The sequence below is a fragment of the Parasutterella secunda genome (assembly GCF_024733725.1).
GTDB lineage: Bacteria > Pseudomonadota > Gammaproteobacteria > Burkholderiales > Burkholderiaceae_F > Aphodousia > Aphodousia faecalis.
Genome location: NZ_JANRHP010000008.1, coordinates 74,313 through 91,465, shown reverse-complemented (window position 1 = coordinate 91,465; position 17,153 = coordinate 74,313). Strand labels below are relative to the sequence as shown.

At 47.1% G+C, this 17,153-nt stretch carries 17 protein-coding genes; 4 read left to right on the top strand and 13 right to left on the bottom strand.

Annotated elements, in window-relative coordinates; all coding sequences use genetic code 11:
* Positions 1-111: 111 nt before the first annotated feature.
* Complete coding sequence (locus tag NW199_RS08040; protein WP_258334255.1) at positions 112-1,050, top strand: tyrosine-type recombinase/integrase; 939 nt, start codon at positions 112-114, stop codon at positions 1,048-1,050.
* A gap of 313 nt (positions 1,051-1,363) precedes the next feature.
* Here NW199_RS08040 and NW199_RS08035 read toward each other — a convergent pair whose 3' ends face one another.
* Genes NW199_RS08035 through NW199_RS08000 form a run of 8 tightly spaced genes read right to left on the bottom strand, consistent with a single transcriptional unit; the run spans position 1,364 to position 9,766 of the window.
* Positions 1,364-2,818: a hypothetical protein gene (locus NW199_RS08035; protein WP_258334254.1), complete on the bottom strand. Its 1,455-nt coding sequence runs from the start codon at positions 2,816-2,818 to the stop codon at positions 1,364-1,366.
* Positions 2,819-2,827: 9 nt separating this feature from the next.
* Complete coding sequence (locus tag NW199_RS08030) at positions 2,828-3,823, bottom strand: hypothetical protein (protein WP_258334253.1); 996 nt, start codon at positions 3,821-3,823, stop codon at positions 2,828-2,830.
* A gap of 2 nt (positions 3,824-3,825) precedes the next feature.
* On the bottom strand, positions 3,826-4,800 hold the full coding sequence (locus tag NW199_RS08025) for a nuclear hormone receptor family protein (protein ID WP_258334252.1): 975 nt from the start codon (positions 4,798-4,800) through the stop codon (positions 3,826-3,828).
* A gap of 10 nt (positions 4,801-4,810) precedes the next feature.
* Positions 4,811-5,446, bottom strand: coding sequence for a hypothetical protein (locus NW199_RS08020; protein WP_258334251.1), 636 nt, complete (start codon positions 5,444-5,446; stop codon positions 4,811-4,813).
* Positions 5,443-6,120 carry a hypothetical protein gene (locus NW199_RS08015; RefSeq protein WP_258334250.1) on the bottom strand — a complete coding sequence of 226 codons (678 nt, stop codon included), beginning with the start codon at positions 6,118-6,120 and terminating at the stop codon, positions 5,443-5,445. The genes NW199_RS08020 and NW199_RS08015 overlap by 4 nt, the downstream gene beginning before the upstream one ends.
* 9 nt (positions 6,121-6,129) lie before the next feature.
* Entirely contained in the window at positions 6,130-7,647 is a 1,518-nt protein-coding gene (locus NW199_RS08010; RefSeq protein ID WP_258334249.1) for a DUF5710 domain-containing protein, read from the bottom strand.
* A gap of 17 nt (positions 7,648-7,664) precedes the next feature.
* The gene (locus tag NW199_RS08005; RefSeq protein WP_258334248.1) at positions 7,665-9,317 is read right to left on the bottom strand and encodes a hypothetical protein; all 1,653 of its coding nucleotides are present in this window, start codon (positions 9,315-9,317) and stop codon (positions 7,665-7,667) included.
* Positions 9,296-9,766 carry a hypothetical protein gene (locus tag NW199_RS08000; protein WP_258334247.1) on the bottom strand — a complete coding sequence of 157 codons (471 nt, stop codon included), beginning with the start codon at positions 9,764-9,766 and terminating at the stop codon, positions 9,296-9,298. Before NW199_RS08000 ends, NW199_RS08005 begins: the two co-directional genes overlap by 22 nt.
* 191 nt (positions 9,767-9,957) lie before the next feature.
* Between NW199_RS08000 and NW199_RS07995 the strand changes: the two genes are divergently transcribed.
* From NW199_RS07995 to NW199_RS07985, 3 genes are all read left to right on the top strand, one after another.
* On the top strand, positions 9,958-10,821 hold the full coding sequence (locus NW199_RS07995; RefSeq protein WP_258334246.1) for an AbiEi antitoxin N-terminal domain-containing protein: 864 nt from the start codon (positions 9,958-9,960) through the stop codon (positions 10,819-10,821).
* Positions 10,721-11,668, top strand: coding sequence for a nucleotidyl transferase AbiEii/AbiGii toxin family protein (locus tag NW199_RS07990; protein WP_258334245.1), 948 nt, complete (start codon positions 10,721-10,723; stop codon positions 11,666-11,668). The genes NW199_RS07995 and NW199_RS07990 overlap by 101 nt, the downstream gene beginning before the upstream one ends.
* Before the next feature lie 154 nt (positions 11,669-11,822).
* Complete coding sequence (locus tag NW199_RS07985) at positions 11,823-12,419, top strand: RloB domain-containing protein (RefSeq protein ID WP_258334244.1); 597 nt, start codon at positions 11,823-11,825, stop codon at positions 12,417-12,419.
* A gap of 432 nt (positions 12,420-12,851) precedes the next feature.
* On the opposite strand, the gene NW199_RS07980 is transcribed toward NW199_RS07985, so the two are convergent.
* From NW199_RS07980 to NW199_RS07960, 5 genes are read right to left on the bottom strand one after another with little or no spacing between them, the layout of a single operon-like run.
* Complete coding sequence (locus NW199_RS07980) at positions 12,852-13,139, bottom strand: HU family DNA-binding protein (RefSeq protein WP_258334243.1); 288 nt, start codon at positions 13,137-13,139, stop codon at positions 12,852-12,854.
* 53 nt (positions 13,140-13,192) lie between these two features.
* A complete protein-coding gene (locus tag NW199_RS07975; protein WP_258334242.1) occupies positions 13,193-13,939 on the bottom strand; it encodes a hypothetical protein in 747 nt (248 codons plus the stop codon).
* A gap of 11 nt (positions 13,940-13,950) precedes the next feature.
* Positions 13,951-16,602, bottom strand: a complete 2,652-nt coding sequence (locus NW199_RS07970; RefSeq protein ID WP_258334241.1) for a DUF5710 domain-containing protein — start codon at positions 16,600-16,602, stop codon at positions 13,951-13,953.
* Between the two features lie 4 nt (positions 16,603-16,606).
* Complete coding sequence (locus tag NW199_RS07965) at positions 16,607-16,804, bottom strand: hypothetical protein (RefSeq protein ID WP_258334240.1); 198 nt, start codon at positions 16,802-16,804, stop codon at positions 16,607-16,609.
* Positions 16,805-16,864: 60 nt separating this feature from the next.
* Entirely contained in the window at positions 16,865-17,146 is a 282-nt protein-coding gene (locus tag NW199_RS07960; protein WP_258334239.1) for a hypothetical protein, read from the bottom strand.
* Between the last annotated feature and the right edge of the window lie 7 nt (positions 17,147-17,153).

Below are 17,153 nucleotides of genomic sequence, written 5' to 3'. Positions count from 1 at the left end.
AAAGAGACGTTTGCCGCCACAAAATACCAGGAAATAATCCCCTCTATTCCCCTGTTTTCAGCCTATCTGCAATACTCAAGGCTCGTTTAACTCACTAAAGGAAATCATATTATGACTGCAAAAAGTTTAACGTTGCCGGCTTACTCTTCTGGCAAAAATCCGGCTCTCATTTACCTTGAATCGCTCAATTCGCCCCGCTCGGCGATCACTATGCAGAACTGTTTGGATCACGCCGCGAGAATTCTCGGTCAGCCCAGTGTCATTGACTGTGATTGGGGAGCCTTGAGACGCCATCACATTCAGCACGTTATTCAAAAACTTAAAGCCAAAGGGATCGCTCCGGCAACAATTAATTTGTACTTTTACGCCTTAAAAGGCGTTGCACGTGAAGCGTTCAGCAACGACGTGATGCCTCAGCTTGCCTACCTAAAGATCAGCATCATGAAGGCAATCACCTATGAACGGCTTCCGGTTGGTCGGAGCTTGTCGGCATATCAATGCAAAAAGTTGCTCAACACGTGCGACGACGACACACTCCGTGGTATTCGAGATAAGGCATTATTGGCGCTAATGATGGGCTGTGGTCTGAGACGGGCCGAAGTTGTTGCCCTGCACATGGAACATTGGAATTCCAAGGATTCGACATTTACTTTTATTGGCAAAGGCAATAAACAACGTAAAGTGTATTTACCACCGGACTTGGAGCCGATTTTGGATAAATGGTTCCTGGCGCGTGGAAACGAAGCCGGTACGATTTTTCCCGCTATTTATAAAGGCAGTGGCGCTCCTGTTATGAAATTTAAAGATATGCAACCGAGCTCCATTTACCGCATTGTTCAGCGTCGAGCTGAAAAAGCCAAAATCGCGGATATTACGCCTCACGACCTTCGCAGAACTTTCGCTTCCAGAATGCTTGAGGCGGGCGTTGATCTCTTTGTGCTCAAGCAAAGCATGGGCCACGCGAGCTTAACCACCACAGCCCGTTATGACCGTCGAGGTGAAAAAGCGACCGCAAAGGCCGCAAGATGTTTGCACTTTGAAGTTGAATAGTGAATGTTTCAACGGTTGAAACATTTCACTCTAAAAAATTTCAACCGTTGAAACTTTTTGTCCTATGCTATTATGAGTTGATTTTTATAAAAATTGGCCTCAATGGCTTTATTTTCAGGTTAAAAGCTCGTTTTTGGAATAGTTCACTACCGTGTAGGTAGTTTAGAAAATCGATTATCGTTCACTCTGGCCAAGGATTACGTTCACTACCGTGTAGGTAGCTAAAAAAATCCCCGGCTTAACCGGGAAAGTGTTTGAGGGAGATCTTAGCTTGAGCGCTTCGCTATTTTAAAGGATTTCCTCCACATTTAACCTACCGTCCTCCTCTCTTTCTTTGTACATATTGTGTTTGCGAATCGTTGAAATGGCGTTTAATGGCTTGGCCAAGTGTTTCATCCGGAGCGACATACCAGTGAACCGTATGGTTTTTCATCGCGTCAATCGCGCATTGAACACGGCTATCCGGAATGTCCGAAACGTTCTTAACGTCATAAGCGTCGCAAAGCTCCCGGCAAATTTGCTCGAAACCCCGATGATAATCTGCCTCAAAATTGAGAGAAACGTTGTAGCCAAGCTCTAAATTACCTTCTAAAAACATGACGGCGCCGTCGTAGTCATTGGTGTTGAAGGCAAAACCGCTTCTCCCGACATATTGCACGGCCGCAAGGGTTAAGTCCGGCGCGAGGGCAATTTCTTCATCGGTCGCCCCCGCCTCGCGAAACTTTTTGTCGCATTCAGCCATGATGGCGTCGATTTCAAATCCGACCGCTTCCGGATAAATCGTTTCAAGATCGATTTCGTCCGGATAAATTTCCCGGGCCTTTTGCCAAATAGCTTCGCCCATCGGTCTGTCGCCCCACTTGCCGTCGGCTTCCCAGGCGTTTTCAATCCGAAACCGGCATTCATTGCGGATAACGGGCTGAATGTCGCTCACTGTAACTTTTTCTTTTAATTCATACGGTTCGTCTTCGGCGATTTCTTCATACACTTCCACGAACGTCTCTTCTCCGTCCATATGAACGCAGAACACTTCGGGCGGATAGTCATAGAAAGACGCCACGGTATCCCCGTCAGTGCAATTAAAAAGCCGTCGAGTGATCGTTTGTCCGCGGTATTCAAACGTCACATCATAGGGAATCAGCAATTGTTTGAATTCCCCAGTTTCCAAAACGACGGGCCCGGTGATTTGTTTTCCGTCTTGGACTTGAGCGACGGTGTTTAAAACGCTTGCCGTAATATCCTGTTGATCGTAAAAAACGCGATATTGAGAAATATCGTGACGCTTCATCGCGTCAATAAGCGCTTCTTCTTTACTGTTAAAGCCGAAGGCTTCATCAAAGGTCATTCCGAAACTTTCATGAATTTTCCAGCGCCATTGATTGTTATTCAGGGCCGAGTTGATCTGATGCTCCCATCGGGCAATTTTCCCAATGGCTTCACTTTCCCGGTAGTAGCTCATGCGGATCAGTCCAAAGCAGTTGGGCTTGAGGCGTTTGTCTTCACTGACAGGCTCAATGCCCACCACCCAACCGTCAGGCGTCTTGGCGCCGATCAGTTGATAAGCCTTGTATCGATCACTTTTAATAAAGTCAGCGGGCTTTTTATCATAGACAAAGACGTCCTTGCTTGTCTTTGTTTTCGCATCATCGGTAAAACGGGCATCAAATTGCTTATCAAACAATAAGACTTGGCCGTCCATTTCCTTCATTTCTTGAATGAAGCTCAAATTATTCGGGTGTTCCATCCGGACAATTTCCAAATTAACCATAATCACCCCCTAACGATGACGACTACGACTTTGAGCCGTCTCTTGTTGCATAGCTCGTTGCTTTTCAAGCTCTTCTTTCCAGTTTTCCGTCCAAAACCGGTCATCCTGAATGTATTCCCGGCAGTAGGCTTGGGCCAATGAGTCATTGGGACTCACATAAAAATGCGTTTGTCCAATCACTTCGGGATCCAAAGCATCTTTTAATTCGGGATCTTCGATGGCTTCCAAATCGACAATGCCCAATTCCTTACAAACCTCCGACACAAAAGCTTGCTGATCTTCAGCTCTCAAGAGTGAAAAGTCGAGGTTGACGTTGTGGCCCTTCTCTAAATTACCTTCCCAAAATTGCAAACCTTTTTCTTCAGGCGGTAAATACGCATCCAATCGAATCGGTGTCTGGCCAAGCTTGATATGAATGTGCTGCCAAAGATTGGGCATGAGGGCATTGTCTTCTCTTTGGCCTCCCATTAATAAATAGAGGCTAAACAAGTCATTGGTGAGTTTTTGAATTTCTGCGTTGATTTCATCAACTGACGTTCCTTTGAGTTCAATTCTGTCCGGGAAGATTTTCTGAGTGATTTCTCGCTTCTTTCCGTTTAACCGGCAACTTGTCATTGGATTCAAAAGGACAAATTGGGCTCGATGGGGTTCGACCGGATTCACAATGAAATTATTTGTTGTGAAAACGGTTGTCCATTCAAATTGACCGGAGTGTTCATCTTTTCGGTCTTCATAGGCGTTGATTTCAGATCGATTGGGCTCAAGCACCAAATAAAAAAGCTGATCGTCAAATAAAAAGGTGCCACGACAGTAGTCTTGATCGTCCGCCGACTTCGGTTCGTTGTATAGCTGCGTTTTGACGATTTGCCCCCGGTATTGAAAAATCACTTCATAAGGAACGAGTAATTTTTGTTCATCCGGGTAGTATTCATTGAAAATCGTCTTGAGCGTCTTCTTGGGCGTCAGATCCAAAAAGGCTTGGCTTGTGTTTTCTTTCTCTGTCATTTTTACCGGCCTCTTGCTTTCTTTTTAAGGGATTCGGCTTGAGATTCCGCGCCAATGTCGCAGTTTAGTTGGTCATGGATGTCGAACGTGATGTCTTTGCCGTTGTAGATAATTTGATAATCACGGGCATTAAATTTTGAGATAAAGTCCGCGAGCGCTTCCTTGGGCGTCGCAAAACGTCCGGCATAGTCAATACTCATTTCGTCTTTCCAGACTTCCCAAGCCCATGTGTCTGAATTCAGATACCGTTGAAGATGATCGACGTAGCATTTCAGTTGTTCGCACGTTGTCTCATGTTGCCACTCCGGCATCACAAAGCATCCAATGGTATTGGCCGCGGGGCGGTTTTGTTTTTCAATCATTAACAAGTGTTCATGGTTGGGCAGTTCAAAAAGCACCAGGTTGTGCTTGACCATGCCCGCCGGCATTTCATAGTCCACCTCGTCGCCGTTCACCAATGTCTTCTCTTCAAGCCCCGTTCCCCCGTCGGAGTGCCGAAGCATCTGGTAGTAGTCATTGTTTACAACCAATTGAATGTGGCAGTTATGTAAAAAGTCGTGCATATCGCAAAGATCGTCGCTATTGTCGTGTCCGATCTCCACCAGATATTCCAAATCATCATCTGGCCGCGGTCTTTGTTGTTCTTCGTTTTGGAATCGTTCAACGTAGTAAAACCATTCGGCCTTGAAGTTCTTTTTAGCTTCATCTTCAATGATTTGAGGGTGAATGGGCGTTTTGTGTCCATTTTCATCCTTGGCGCAAAGCGTCTCTAAAAGATTAGGTGCTTGGCGGGGATCGTCATACTCTTGCCAAACCCGGATCTGCTCAATAATGGTTTCCTGTACGGCCCAGAAAATAATTTCATTGCCAATGACAATTTCTTCGCCATCACTCATGTAAACAAACTCAAAGCCATCGGCCTTGTCGTAATAAAGGTCTTTTTGTCCTTGATAATCGATTGGAAAAGAATGGGACATTAGAAATCTCCTATCGGGTTCGTTTTTGGACATGAAAAGCCTGATTTAACCTTTCGATCATCCGAGCATTCACCTCGACCTGATCCTGAATCATCTCCGTCATTTCTGTGGCGCCCACAAATACGCGGTAACGGCTGATGTCGTGGCATTCCATAAATCCGGCCATGGCTGCCGGGCGACCGACATACCCGTAATCGTGATCAAGTTCTGCTCCGTCAGAGCGATCAACTCGCCAATACCAGACATCACCATTCAGATAAGCATTGATGTAGGAAAGATTTTCATTGACCCAGGATTTAAAGGAATCCGCATAGGAATTGGGAATACGGGCTAACGCAAAGGTTGTCGGCTTGAGCGCTTTACCTTCTTGCAGTTCTGAAATGGAGACTGCGCGGTAGCCTTCCTGATCTTCGAGAAAGGCGAGTTCAAAATAGGTTTTACCGATTTGAACTAGTCCTCCGCAGTCCTCAACCTCATGGACAAGTTGTTCCACTAATCCGGCATCACCGTCGTCATAGAAATCACTATGTTGAGCATGAAACCTCACCAAGTCACCGTGACAATCTTCCAATTCATTGAAAAAAGCCCAGTTATCCGCGCCGTCATCTCGATCAAATGTCACAATTAAATCCAAGTCTTTTTTCATCGTCCTCTCCCCCTGTTTTGCTCCAATTTGAAATGCTTTTTCACCACTTCTATTTCGGTTTGTCCCTGGGCGTATTGATCGCGAATGGAGGCCGTAATGTCGCACCCTTCATCATTGATAAGAAGGTCTGGATATTCACCAACCACATCCGGATACCGGTTGGCCAGTGAACCCCGGAAATTCATAAAGCTTCGGTAGGCTTCGTCTTTACCGATCAGTCCGAAAGCCCCATAGGTGTTGCCTCCGATTAAGAGTGTCCATTGATAGAGATTGTCGTTGAGATAGGCGTTCACCCAAGTAAGATCCCTTCGCAAATAATTAAGGGCTTCCTGAGCCTCTTTTCTGGGAATTTGAAGAATGCCAAAGGCGTTCGGTCGTAAAGGGTTGTCTTCATTCATGGGCAAAATGGAAACAACGGTGTGGCCGTCACCGTTTACCAATTTGACGATCTGATAATTCACATCATCACGGCGGTTTAATTCCGGGACAAACTTAAAATGTCTAACCCGGCTTTTGACTAAGCCCTCATTGTCATCGTTGAAAAACCGCGAATCAGGCTTACCGATCAAAATGAAATCAATGTCGAAGGCATCCAGCGTCGAAAAGAACTGGCGATTGCTTTCACCAATGTCGCGTTCAATCAATAAAACGGGTCTATCCGTTGTTTCCGTCATTTCTGTCTCCTAGCGACTGAGTTTGCGGGAACGACTGTGCGTTTGCGTCTTCTCTTGAGTTTGTTCTTCTTGGCGCTCACGCTTGGCTTGACGTTCTTGCCAGATTTGCTTATCGGCCGCGGTTACGCGCGGACGGGAGACAACCGGCGAAAGATTGTCGATTCGCCAAGGCTCGAAGTCCTTCACGTCGCTTTCTTTGGGAACAAAGAAAGCTTTGGCAATGGGATCCATGACGGCGCCCAGTTCCTTGACTTTAGCTTCATCCTGCTTCGGTACCGCTAGGTATTGACGCACGGCCATGTCTTTAAGACGCGGATAGGCTTTTAAAGCCTCTTCGTGGTTGTCTTTCGGAACAACCCACGAGCGCTGCACAAAGTCCCACTTGGCGCCCTGAGCTTTCACTTCCTCTTTTTCTTCCACCGGGACAATGATGTAGTCTGGGATGTATTTATCAAAAGCACGGTTGGGCAATCGACGGTCAACGCACCAACGCTTGTTTTCCACGTCATAGATCGCCTTGCCTTTTTTGAGCGTTTCGCGTTCTTCAGGCGTAAAGCGTTTGGCCTCCAAATACAGACGGGCATAAGGCGGAATGTGTGTTTCTAAGTAGTCTTTCACCACTTGAATGTCTTCTTCGTTCACCGTTTCTTTTGTTTCAACCGTTGAAACTTTTTCGCGCGCTTCTTCTTCCTTCACTTCCTTTTGAGCTTTGTATTCGTCGCTCTTGCGTTGGCTCTTGGCAAACTCAAGCGCCTCTTCGGGCGTTTGCGTGCGGTAGGTTTTGAGCACGTCTTTGACGGCTTGCAAGTCCATCGACTCCGGAATCATCCAAGACTGATCCTTTCGGCTCCAGACAAGGCCCATTTCTTTGGCTTTTTCGCGTTCGGCATACGGAACTTGGACGAGAATGTTGCTTTTTTCGAGACTCATATCGTTACTCCTTGAGTTAAAGAGATCTAATTCAGGCATGGGGAGGCTTTCGAGAATTTCGGGGGGCCACACGTCAGTTGTGCGCACAATTTCTCCGGCGTCATCGGTTCGAATCGAGACGTTATTCATGACTACGCCCAATTCGTTGGCGATAATGTCGTCGGGGAGCATTTTCTGGGCGACGACCCAACCGTCAAACCACCGCGCCCGGTACACAAAGAGCGTGCGCTCACACCACCGTCTCAGGCAGTGAGTGAGTTCACTGCCAGTACGATTACGTTCGGATTCACAAGCGATACCCAAAATGTCCATTAATTCGGTAATGGATTTTTGGTGCATCGCGGGCGGAAAGTGATACGCCTGATCGATTGGGCTGTAACTTAAAACATAATCCCGTTCATAGCTGCGACCGTTGTTGAGATTCGTTAAGCGAATGGCGCAAGCCAAGGCGCGGTCTGCTGGCAATGTGGGCATAAAGGTCACGCGACACAATTTGATCGCGATTCGCGCATTCGCCACCGGTACCTTGTGCTCAAGATTAGCTTTCATAAGCATCAAGGAAATACTGACCGTCGAATTGGTGTTTGTCTCAGCCATGACTGTCCCCATTGCGGTTAGTGTTCACCCGTTTTCGACCGGGTTAATGTCCGGCCATGACCGGTTTTGCGCACCTTTTCTTTTTCATACGGAATATCGTCTTGTTGCTGGGCGGGCTTTTGAACGACCGTTTTGACGACTTCCGGTTGTGCGGGCACTTGCGTGATAAGGTTTTGCGCTTTGCTCATTAAGTCCGGATCGGCTTCGCGATCCAAAAGGGTTTTGACAATGGAGACACCGGCTAAATTTTTGGCGGTGTAAAGGCGCAACTGGTTGGCCGTTGGGGCAAGACCTTCTTTAAGTCTGTGTTCACAGTCGTTAATGGCTTCAATGCGTTCGCTTTGCACTCGGCCTTTGACATAAGCACCCAAGGTTTCGGCGCGAATCGGGAAGCCTTCCTTGGTGTAGCGACTCAAAAGCACGGGCTTTTTGCCTTCTTTGGCCGCGACGAGCTTTCGATGTTCGTTTTCTTTGTGACGTTCATCGAGGATCTTTTGCGTGATCGCTTCGGGCGACATCTGAAGATCCTGCTCAAGAGCGTTTTCGATAGTTTGATTCACAAGCGCATCGTTTTGCGCAAGCGACGCTACTGTTTCCACGGCAACCATGGGATCGGCGCCCAAACCGAGACTGGCTGCCAAAGCGCGTTGTTCGTTTTCCGTTGTTAATTCCTGGCGCGCTTGCGCTTCATTGAGGTAATCAAAGTATTTGTCCCAAATTTGCCCACGCTCTCCGGGCTCCAGGGCGTCCACAATTTGTTTCGTTTCCGCGATTTTGCGACTCACTTCGGCGTCGGGCCCCGCGATGGTGTTCTGTGCGGTAAAGTCCACCCCGTCTTTTTTCTTCGCAAGTTCTTCCTGAACGGCTTTGATCTTTTCAACCACGCTATCGCTGATACCCTGAATACGGCCTTCAAGCGCTAAAAGCGCGCGGGTGATGGCTTGCACTTCCGGGCCTGAGAGCGTGAGCATCGCTTCTTGACCGGCTCTCGCGACAGCTTTAGCCATATCGGTCAGACCAACGGCGAGTTCCTTAGAGGTAAGGCCGGCGTTTTTAATGAGTCTTTCACCTTTTGGCCGACACATTCGGACGTACTTCTTAGCTTTGTTTGTATCAATGTCTTTGAAAACATCGTTTAAGTACGTCAGACCTTGTTCGATTCGGTTATGAATCGGGTTATCCGATTCCAAACCTTCCTTGATTTCAGCCTTAGTGGGCAATCGATGTTGCACCCATTCATTGAAATTCGCGCTGACGATGGGGATTTCCGGCTCTTCAGATACCAGTTTTTTCAAGACTTCGGCTTGCTGGCCCATGGCTTCGCCAACCAGCAAAGAAGGATCTAAGCCACGGCGTTTTTCGCCGTTTCTCACGTCCTGAACAATGCCGTTTAATTCTTTGCCGTCCACAAAATCACTTGCGACAAATCGTCCGTTGGGCAAACGCACAAACCAGGCATACTGCAACAAGGTTTGTTGCTGAGGATCCGACTCGGTGTCATAGCGCAGCGCGCAACCGAGCGTGAAGCCTTCGTAGCTGGCGTAAGACCGGTTGTAGTCGTTCGGATCAAGCTTTGGCTCGACAAAAGCCATTGCGTCAACGATTCGGCAACCTTGAAAGCGCTTAAATAATTCTTCGCCGTCAACGCTTACATCTGAGTTTGCAAACATAATGCCCTCATCTCCTTGGCATGGATTCGGGCACGGTAACGTTTCTTGATTTTTCGATCTCGCAGCACTTCTGCGCTCACTCTGGATTGTTCTGCTTGGAGAGAATCATGGAGAAAAGCGAGCATCGTTTGTTTATCGATGCCGGCGCAGTCGATGCTTGGGGCGTGAAAATCCGCTTCCACTTCGTAGAAAGGCCCCACGTAAGCCGTCTTGGTGGTCGCGTTTTTCAACAAAGACACATCAGAGGTGACGAGAAGCAAAACCGTGGCTTCGCCGTTTTCACAGCCGTAATCCGTTTGAAAAACGGCGCAAACAGGCGACTTCACCACCCATTTCACAAATGGGGAAGCTAAAGCGTCTAGCAACTGGGCCTTTTCATCCAAAGGAAACCAGCGCTTCGTGAACGGTTTAATAATTTCCGACTTCGCGGAAGCGGATCTCTTTGACATTACCGTACCTTGTATGGGTAACAGTGGAAAGATGTGTGGGAGGTGGTACTCCCGACATCATCAAAAAAGGATATGTCCTTTTCGTTTTTGATTTTAGCTAAATTTAAAATGGACAAGCAACTATTTTATAAATTTCACTACATCCATTCTGCTAAAATTACATTGTATGTAATTTTTAAAAAGAAAACACAATGGATTTTGATTTGACGGGTTCCAAACTCACGCGATTACTAAATCAAGGCAAATCGGGTGTTCCGATTCTCACCCGGGATCTTCGCGAGTCCGGTATTTCCGCTCGTCTCGCGTCTCACTATGTTAAAAGCGGATGGTTAAATCGGATCGGTTATGGGGCTTATTGTTTACCCAATGATGCAGTGACGCTCGATGGCGCGCTCTTCGTTTTGCAAAAAGACGTCCCCGGATTGCATTTGGCAAGTTTCTCGGCTCTGAACCGCTGGGGCGTTCGACACAACCTCACTTTTAATGAAAAAGCCGTTGTTTGGGGTGAGCCGAGCGCGGGGCTCCCCAAGTGGGTTCGCTCGTCTTTCAATGTGCGCTATTCGTGCGCGAAGCTTTTTGCTTTTGAGGACTCTCGCCTTGATTTCGACACGCGTCCCGTCTTTTCTTTAGACAATCAAGGCGTTTTTTGCTCAGTGATCGAGCGAGGTGTTTTAGAATTACTGTCTGAATCTGGTACGTTTTACTCACCGGAATTAACGCGTAACATTGTTGAATCGGTCAGGCGCTTACGGCCGGAAGTCCTGGGGCCGTTGCTCTTGAGCTGCACAAGCCTCAAAGTGAGGCGCTTATTTGCGCTACTGGCCACTGAATTCAACTTGATTGACGTTTCGCGTTTGTACTCGGAATACGACATCTCCACGGGAGACGCTAAACAATGGCAGGTCACCGTAGGGAAAAACAAAACCACAACCATTAGGAAAGTTAAGCTCGTCCATGAAGCAGAATTACCTCAATCAAGTCGGGTTGCTCGTCGAGATCATCCCGTTTTGCTTCGACTCGGTTCCGCTGGCCTTAAAAGGGGGAACCGCGCTTAACCTTTTCTACAACAATATGCCTCGTTTGTCGGTTGACTTGGACTGCGTGTACGTTGACCGGGAAAAACCCCGCGACGAGGCATTGGCAGAAATTGACGATATTCTGATTCACTTAACCGACACATTGCGCTCAGAAGGCTTCGGCGTCCAAAAATCCGTCTCCCCGATCACCAAAATTGTGGTGAGCGCCGGTCGCGACCTTGTGAAAGTGGAAATCAATCCCTTCTTTCGCGGTGTTTTGCTTTATCCGGAATTCATGCCGTTTTGTGAAAACGTGCAAACGGTTTTCCAAGTTTCCGGCAACACGGAAATCCCGCTACTAAACCGCGACGAACTCTATGCGGGGAAAATCTTGGCTGCGCTTGATCGTCAGCATCCGCGGGATCTGTTCGATGTCGGTGTTCTCATGCAAAACGGGGGCATTTCTGACTTAATGCTCGATTGCTTCACGGTTTACTTGGCAGCGCATGGCCGGCCCGCACACGAAGTGTTGATGGGCCCGGACAAAGACATCGATCGGATGTTTGAAAACGACTTCGCCGGCATGACCGACTGGGAAGTCTCCCTTGAAGACTTAAATGCGATCCGATCTGAATTACGGGAAACGGTTGTCACGCAACTCGGGAAAGACCGCTATCAATTCTTGTACTCTGTGTTGGAAACAAAGCCTCAGTGGGATCTCATGCCTTTTGAACTGTGTGATTTGCCTGCCCTGCAATGGAAGCTTAAAAACCTGGATCACCTTCACAACACAAACCCTGAAAAGTTTGAGGCGCAACTCGACGCCATCAATGACATTTATCTAAACTACGGCTCTCAACATAGCCGTCATCATTCGCGTCGCTAATGTTGCGCGAAAAACACAATTTATATTGATTTTTGCCTTTTCAGACTTAATTTATCGGCCACTGACCCATACTATGAGACTGCTTGAAAATTGGGGCTTCGTTGTAATTTTCGCTCAGATACAATCGAGAAGGATTTAATCAATTTCCAGGCCAATGATGGAAGCAAAATTTTTCAAAACACACTTAGTGATTGTGGAAGGCGAAACAGAAGAGGGTTTCTTCACCGCTTTTGTAAAAGATAAGAAAAAAGAAGCTTTTGTTGATATTAAAAAATTGACCCTACCCGCCAGAGAAATAGAAAAACGCATTAACGAAGAATTTCTCAACCAATATCAAGTGGTAATTCTCGTGATGGATCACGACAACAATCCCGACAATCGGGTCGTATTTGAACGATTAGCCCGGAATTACCGGGTAGTGGTTGCTGATAGTAACCCTTGTTTTGAAGCATTCTTGCTTTTCATGCACGTTAAGCAAATTAAACATTGGGATTGTTCCACATCCGACGAATCGCCCCAAAAAATGATTTTGAAATGGTATTTGAAGAAAAATCCTAAATACAAAAAAGGTTTTGAAGGTGGCGTGGCGGTCTATCAAAAATACAAGGAACGTTTGTCGTCTGCTTATGCTGAATTAAGCAATCGTCGTCGTCCTCCGTGTTCAAATCTCTACGACGCATTGCAACTCATTGAATTTATTGGAGTTTCTACCCCCCCCCTACCCGATTTTAAAACTGTGGCAAATTCTTAGACAGATACTGCCGACCAGGGATTAGGAAAGTTTTTTCACACGGCGGGCGAGGTTTCAAACCCCGCCCTTTTTCATCACACTAAGATGACCATGCGGACAAGATTATCCACAGAATGAGTGCAAATCCATAAATCAGCTTGTGTACAATGAGCTGTACGCTGAACTTGAATTTCACGTTACACCGTGTTATCTTGTCGGCATGAGGGTTCTTGTTAACCATTCCCTCATACCTCCAACGCCCCTTAGCCTCGACCGCCTTGGGGCGTTAGTTTTTCCGGTTTTATCATCAACCGCCAGAGCCAATCTCTGACGGTGATTGGCCGACTCCGGCAAACGACCAATCCCTCGCCCCAAACCCTCCAGCGTTTGAAGCGGACGCGACATTCTATCGAAAAAGCGGATTCAATTATTCAGAATTTCAACCGTTGAAAATTAACGGTTGAGTTTGTACAAAATGGCTTTGGAGCATTTGAAATGGATTCGCCTTCGTTCGGCAACGGCGACCTTTTCGCCGGTCTTAGGATTTCGACCGATACGTGCCGGTACGGTATTTAAACTGAATGTTCCAAATCCTCTTATTTCGATCCGATCACCCGAAGCCAATATTTCAGACATATACCCCAATAAGCAGTCCGCGCACGTTTGCACTTCCCGGAACGTTTTCCCTGGGAAACGTTGGGCATAGCATTCAACAAGTTCGGATCGATTAATGCTCGACATTGTTTGATGGTGTTGAAAAATAATGGAAACCCGGCATGAAGCCGGGTCTTATTTTAACGGTGAATGCCCTGTGTTTGGGCTTTCTTTTCGTAAGCCTCGATTTCCCCGACAGAGTACCGGTGACCTAATTTCATTTCTGCTTCTTTGCATTGCAAAGCTTGTTTTTGCCCCGGGTGTAAGAATTGCCCGGTCAGTAATTTTTGCTCAACGGTTTTGAGAAGATACTCTTTGATGTCTTCAATCACAGACGGATACCAAAAGACCATCCGACCGTTTAAATTGACTTTCATCGTATTTTCGTAGTGATCGATCAACGCGTCATTGAGCACATTAAACACAATGCCCGCCGCTTCATCTAAAAAGGCGGTTTTTGTAAACGGGAAAGCATTTTCTTCAGGGAATAGTTTATGGAGCGCTTCCAAGTGATTCACTTCATAGTCCTGGCGCAGACCGTCCATTAAACGTTTCGTGCCTTGAACTTTCACCAATTCTTTTGCTCTGTCCGCAGCAAGTGGCCCATAGCGCCAAGATTGATTGATAAAGTCGTTTTCGCCCCAGAATTGAGCAAACGCGCAGACAATTGCGCCTTTTTTAATCATGTAGCGAATCGTGTCTTTCGCTTTTGTCGGTAACACGATTCCATCGGAGGCTGCCAGTTGTTGAGCTCTCACACTCAACTTTTCAGTGCTTTGCAGTTCGAGAAAGAGTTCGTCTTTCGCACCACGGTACATGACGTAATAGGCCGGTGTGACCGAAGGCGCCGGGGAAATAAATTGATCGAGAAATTCAATTTCAGTCATTTTGATTTTTCCTAAATGGTTTTATGTGTTGAGCGGACTTGTTTAGACACGTTTTCCGACTCTTCCTGATGCTGTCCTTGGATACGCTGCAAAGCCGATTTAATTTGCAATTGCACGGCCTCCAGCCCTAATGAACTTTGGGCTAAATCGTTAAAGTCTGTCCATTTGTGAGCTTCTTGTTCATCAGCTACAAACGTCGGGAATACCGCGGTTACGCGACCCGCCAATTTTTCGTCTTCACAAACGGCCATCGCTTTTTGGCGTCCGGGATTTGCTTCACCCTTGAGTTCCCGATGATGGTCATCGTCGCCCGCGATCAAAATTCGCTTATCCGGATAGGCACCGTTTAACGCCTGACAAACACTCTTGAGGTTGCCAGCGTCAAACGCGACAACGACGGGCTGGCCGACCGCTTGACTCACGCTCATGGCGGTGGCGTAGCCCTCACAAACAATGAGTGTTTCCGTTTGACTTAAGTGTTTGTATCTGCTGTTTTCTCCGTAAACGACGGAGAAACACCCGGATTTTCGCCCACCCTTTAAGAATTTCTTGGTGCCGTCTTCATTGATGTATTGCAGCGACCAAAGCTTCCCGGTTGCGTCGGTCACCGGCAAAACCAGGTTGCCGTTTTTATCCGTAAAGCCCACTAGTGGTTTTTTCCCATCGAGGGCCAAGCCTTTTCGCGCTTCATAAACGGTGAGACTGCGATCCGTTGTTTCCGAAGTAATTGCCTCCAGAATATGCAACGCCCGTTGAGCGACGCTTTCTTGTTGTTCCAACAATTCGCGAGCTCGTTTTTCTTTTAGCAACTCTGCCTGGGCTTTTAATTCCGCGAGTTCTTCGGGCGTAACCTTATGATCGCTCTTCTGACTTACCCAAGTCCGGTATTCGCCGGTCTTGAAGTTTCGGATGCTTCCGGCAGGACGGGCATCTAAAAAGCCTTTGTATTCTCCGGAAAAATGGCCGGGCTTATCATCGGTGGTCATAAAACGATGTTTTTGCCCATCCATTTGCACCGGTTCATTCTTTTCCGGATCAAAACCGCACTCAATTAAGGCTGTTAAGAACTCCGCCTTGGGATCGGTCATTACCGGCGCTGTTATCCAGCGTTCAAAATCTTTTTCAAAACTGCCTTCGGGCGCGTACCAACTTTTTTCTTTGGGATCCCAAATCGCTCCCCGGCTCTTAGCGAGCATGGCGTCTTCATAAGACACGTAAAGGCGCTTCCTTTGCTTTAACGACCCTTCCGGGCAGTAGGGTTTAGCAAGTTCCTTAAACTTTGCAGGAAGCCATCTTTTAACGCCTTCGAGTGGCCCTCTGATGCTTACAAACCATTGTTTGTTATCCGGATCGTATTGTGCGCCGGAGGCTTTCACTTGTTTTCGTTGAGTGAAGGGCACTTCGAGAATGATGCGCTCGCTCATTTTGCTTTTCTTCGCTTTCACAGCGGTTTCTTGAGCCATCATCTTCAATCGATCTTTGTAGGCTTTGGGACGCCATTGAGCGAGTTTTTCTTTTTGAGTGTCGCTTAATGTCTCCGGGACATACCAAGCTTTGGCTGCCGGATCAAATTTGGCGCCCGCTGCGCGCACCATTTGGCGATCTTGCCAAGGAACAACCAAGTAATCACGTCTGACAGGAACATTAGTGGCATAGAGAACATTTAATTGCCACTGCATTTGCTCCGCACTTGCCCGGTCATTAAACGAACCCAGGAAGTCTTCTCGACCGCCGTAGCAACACGCTTTTAATTCCACTCCACCGTCCGGCAACGCTTTGATGACAAACTGCCCGTTCCAATCTTCAGGCATTTTGATCGCTTCATTGGTGAGGTGCTTGAATTGAGAGAGTTCAATCACCGTTTTGGCAATTTTTTCGGCTTGAGCGGAAATCGCTAAAAAAGCTGTGGGGTGTTCCAACAATAAGTTGGCCCAATCTTTGTAATACGCACGATCTTTTTTATCGTCGTATGGCAGTCCAAACTCATTAGCGACAATAAAGGTTGCTAATGATTGAATGAACGTTTCTTTGTGCGACTCTTGAGAGCCTTTAGGCGCCGACTGCATTCCGGCCTGAATTAAAACCTGACGTCGGATGACTTCACTCAAGACGTCCGTTAACCGGGCTTCCCGGCTTGCATATTGCATCATATCCGGCGCGTAAATCACATCTTCGGCGGGCGCGTAATAAGCAATCGGTTTATCCGTTGGCGAGAAAGACACATCGGCATTTTTAAGGATTTCTCGCACCGCTTCGATATTGGCTTTAACTTCGGGCTTTGCCGGAAGCAAAGGCAAGCCGTCGAACTGTTCAGCGTTAAAAACGGTGAAGACTTTTAGTTGAGGATTTTTCCGCTTAATCCTTTGCCCGTCTTTTGTCTCGTAATAAGACCAATAAACCAGTTTTTTCCCGATTTCGTCATCGCGAAGATGGGCGCCTAAATGTTCGGCTTGTTCTTTCGTGAACCATCGAGGATCCTGCCGGTTTTCTGTAATCAGTATCCAACGGTTTAAGCCGTGGATACTTCGACCTTCGGCACCTGCCACCGGCATCATTTGAATGTTTTGACCCAACCGTTCCAGGGGCGATACACCACGTATAAAACCATCGGCCATTTTGCCGATGACGTCCCCTAAAATGACGGTTTGTGTTACATCGGCCATAGGACTATTCCTTGTCGTCGATGTCGTTATCAAATTGCGCCGCGTTCACTTCTTCTTCGCTAAACGCATCTTCTTCAAAAGCGCCTAACTGTTCGGCTTCTTCAGGCGTCACCGGATAAGCCGCGCCGGGCAACTCAGCAATCGATACAGCCTCAGACCATTTATCCAACTCTTTTTGGCTTTGTTCGGTTACTTTACTCATTTCTTTACTCACAGTTTCAACGGTTGAAACTTTTTTGTTTATGAATTTCAACGGTTGAAATTATTTACTAATCCATTTGCAGGGAATGATTCGTCCTTTTGTTCCCGGCGAAGTGATTCTTATGGCATCAATCACAGGATCAATTCTCAATCGGATGTAGCCATCCGGCTTTTCGTTATTTGCAAAAATTTCGCGAAAACAATCCGAGAGATCCGCCACGTTAAGCACAACACTGCCGGAAATGGTGAAAGTACATTCCACAGCGCTCACATTAGCCGGCGCCGTTAATTCCAATACATCACCCAAGACCGATTCAATCCGCTGGGCCTTCTCCTTTGACATGATAAAG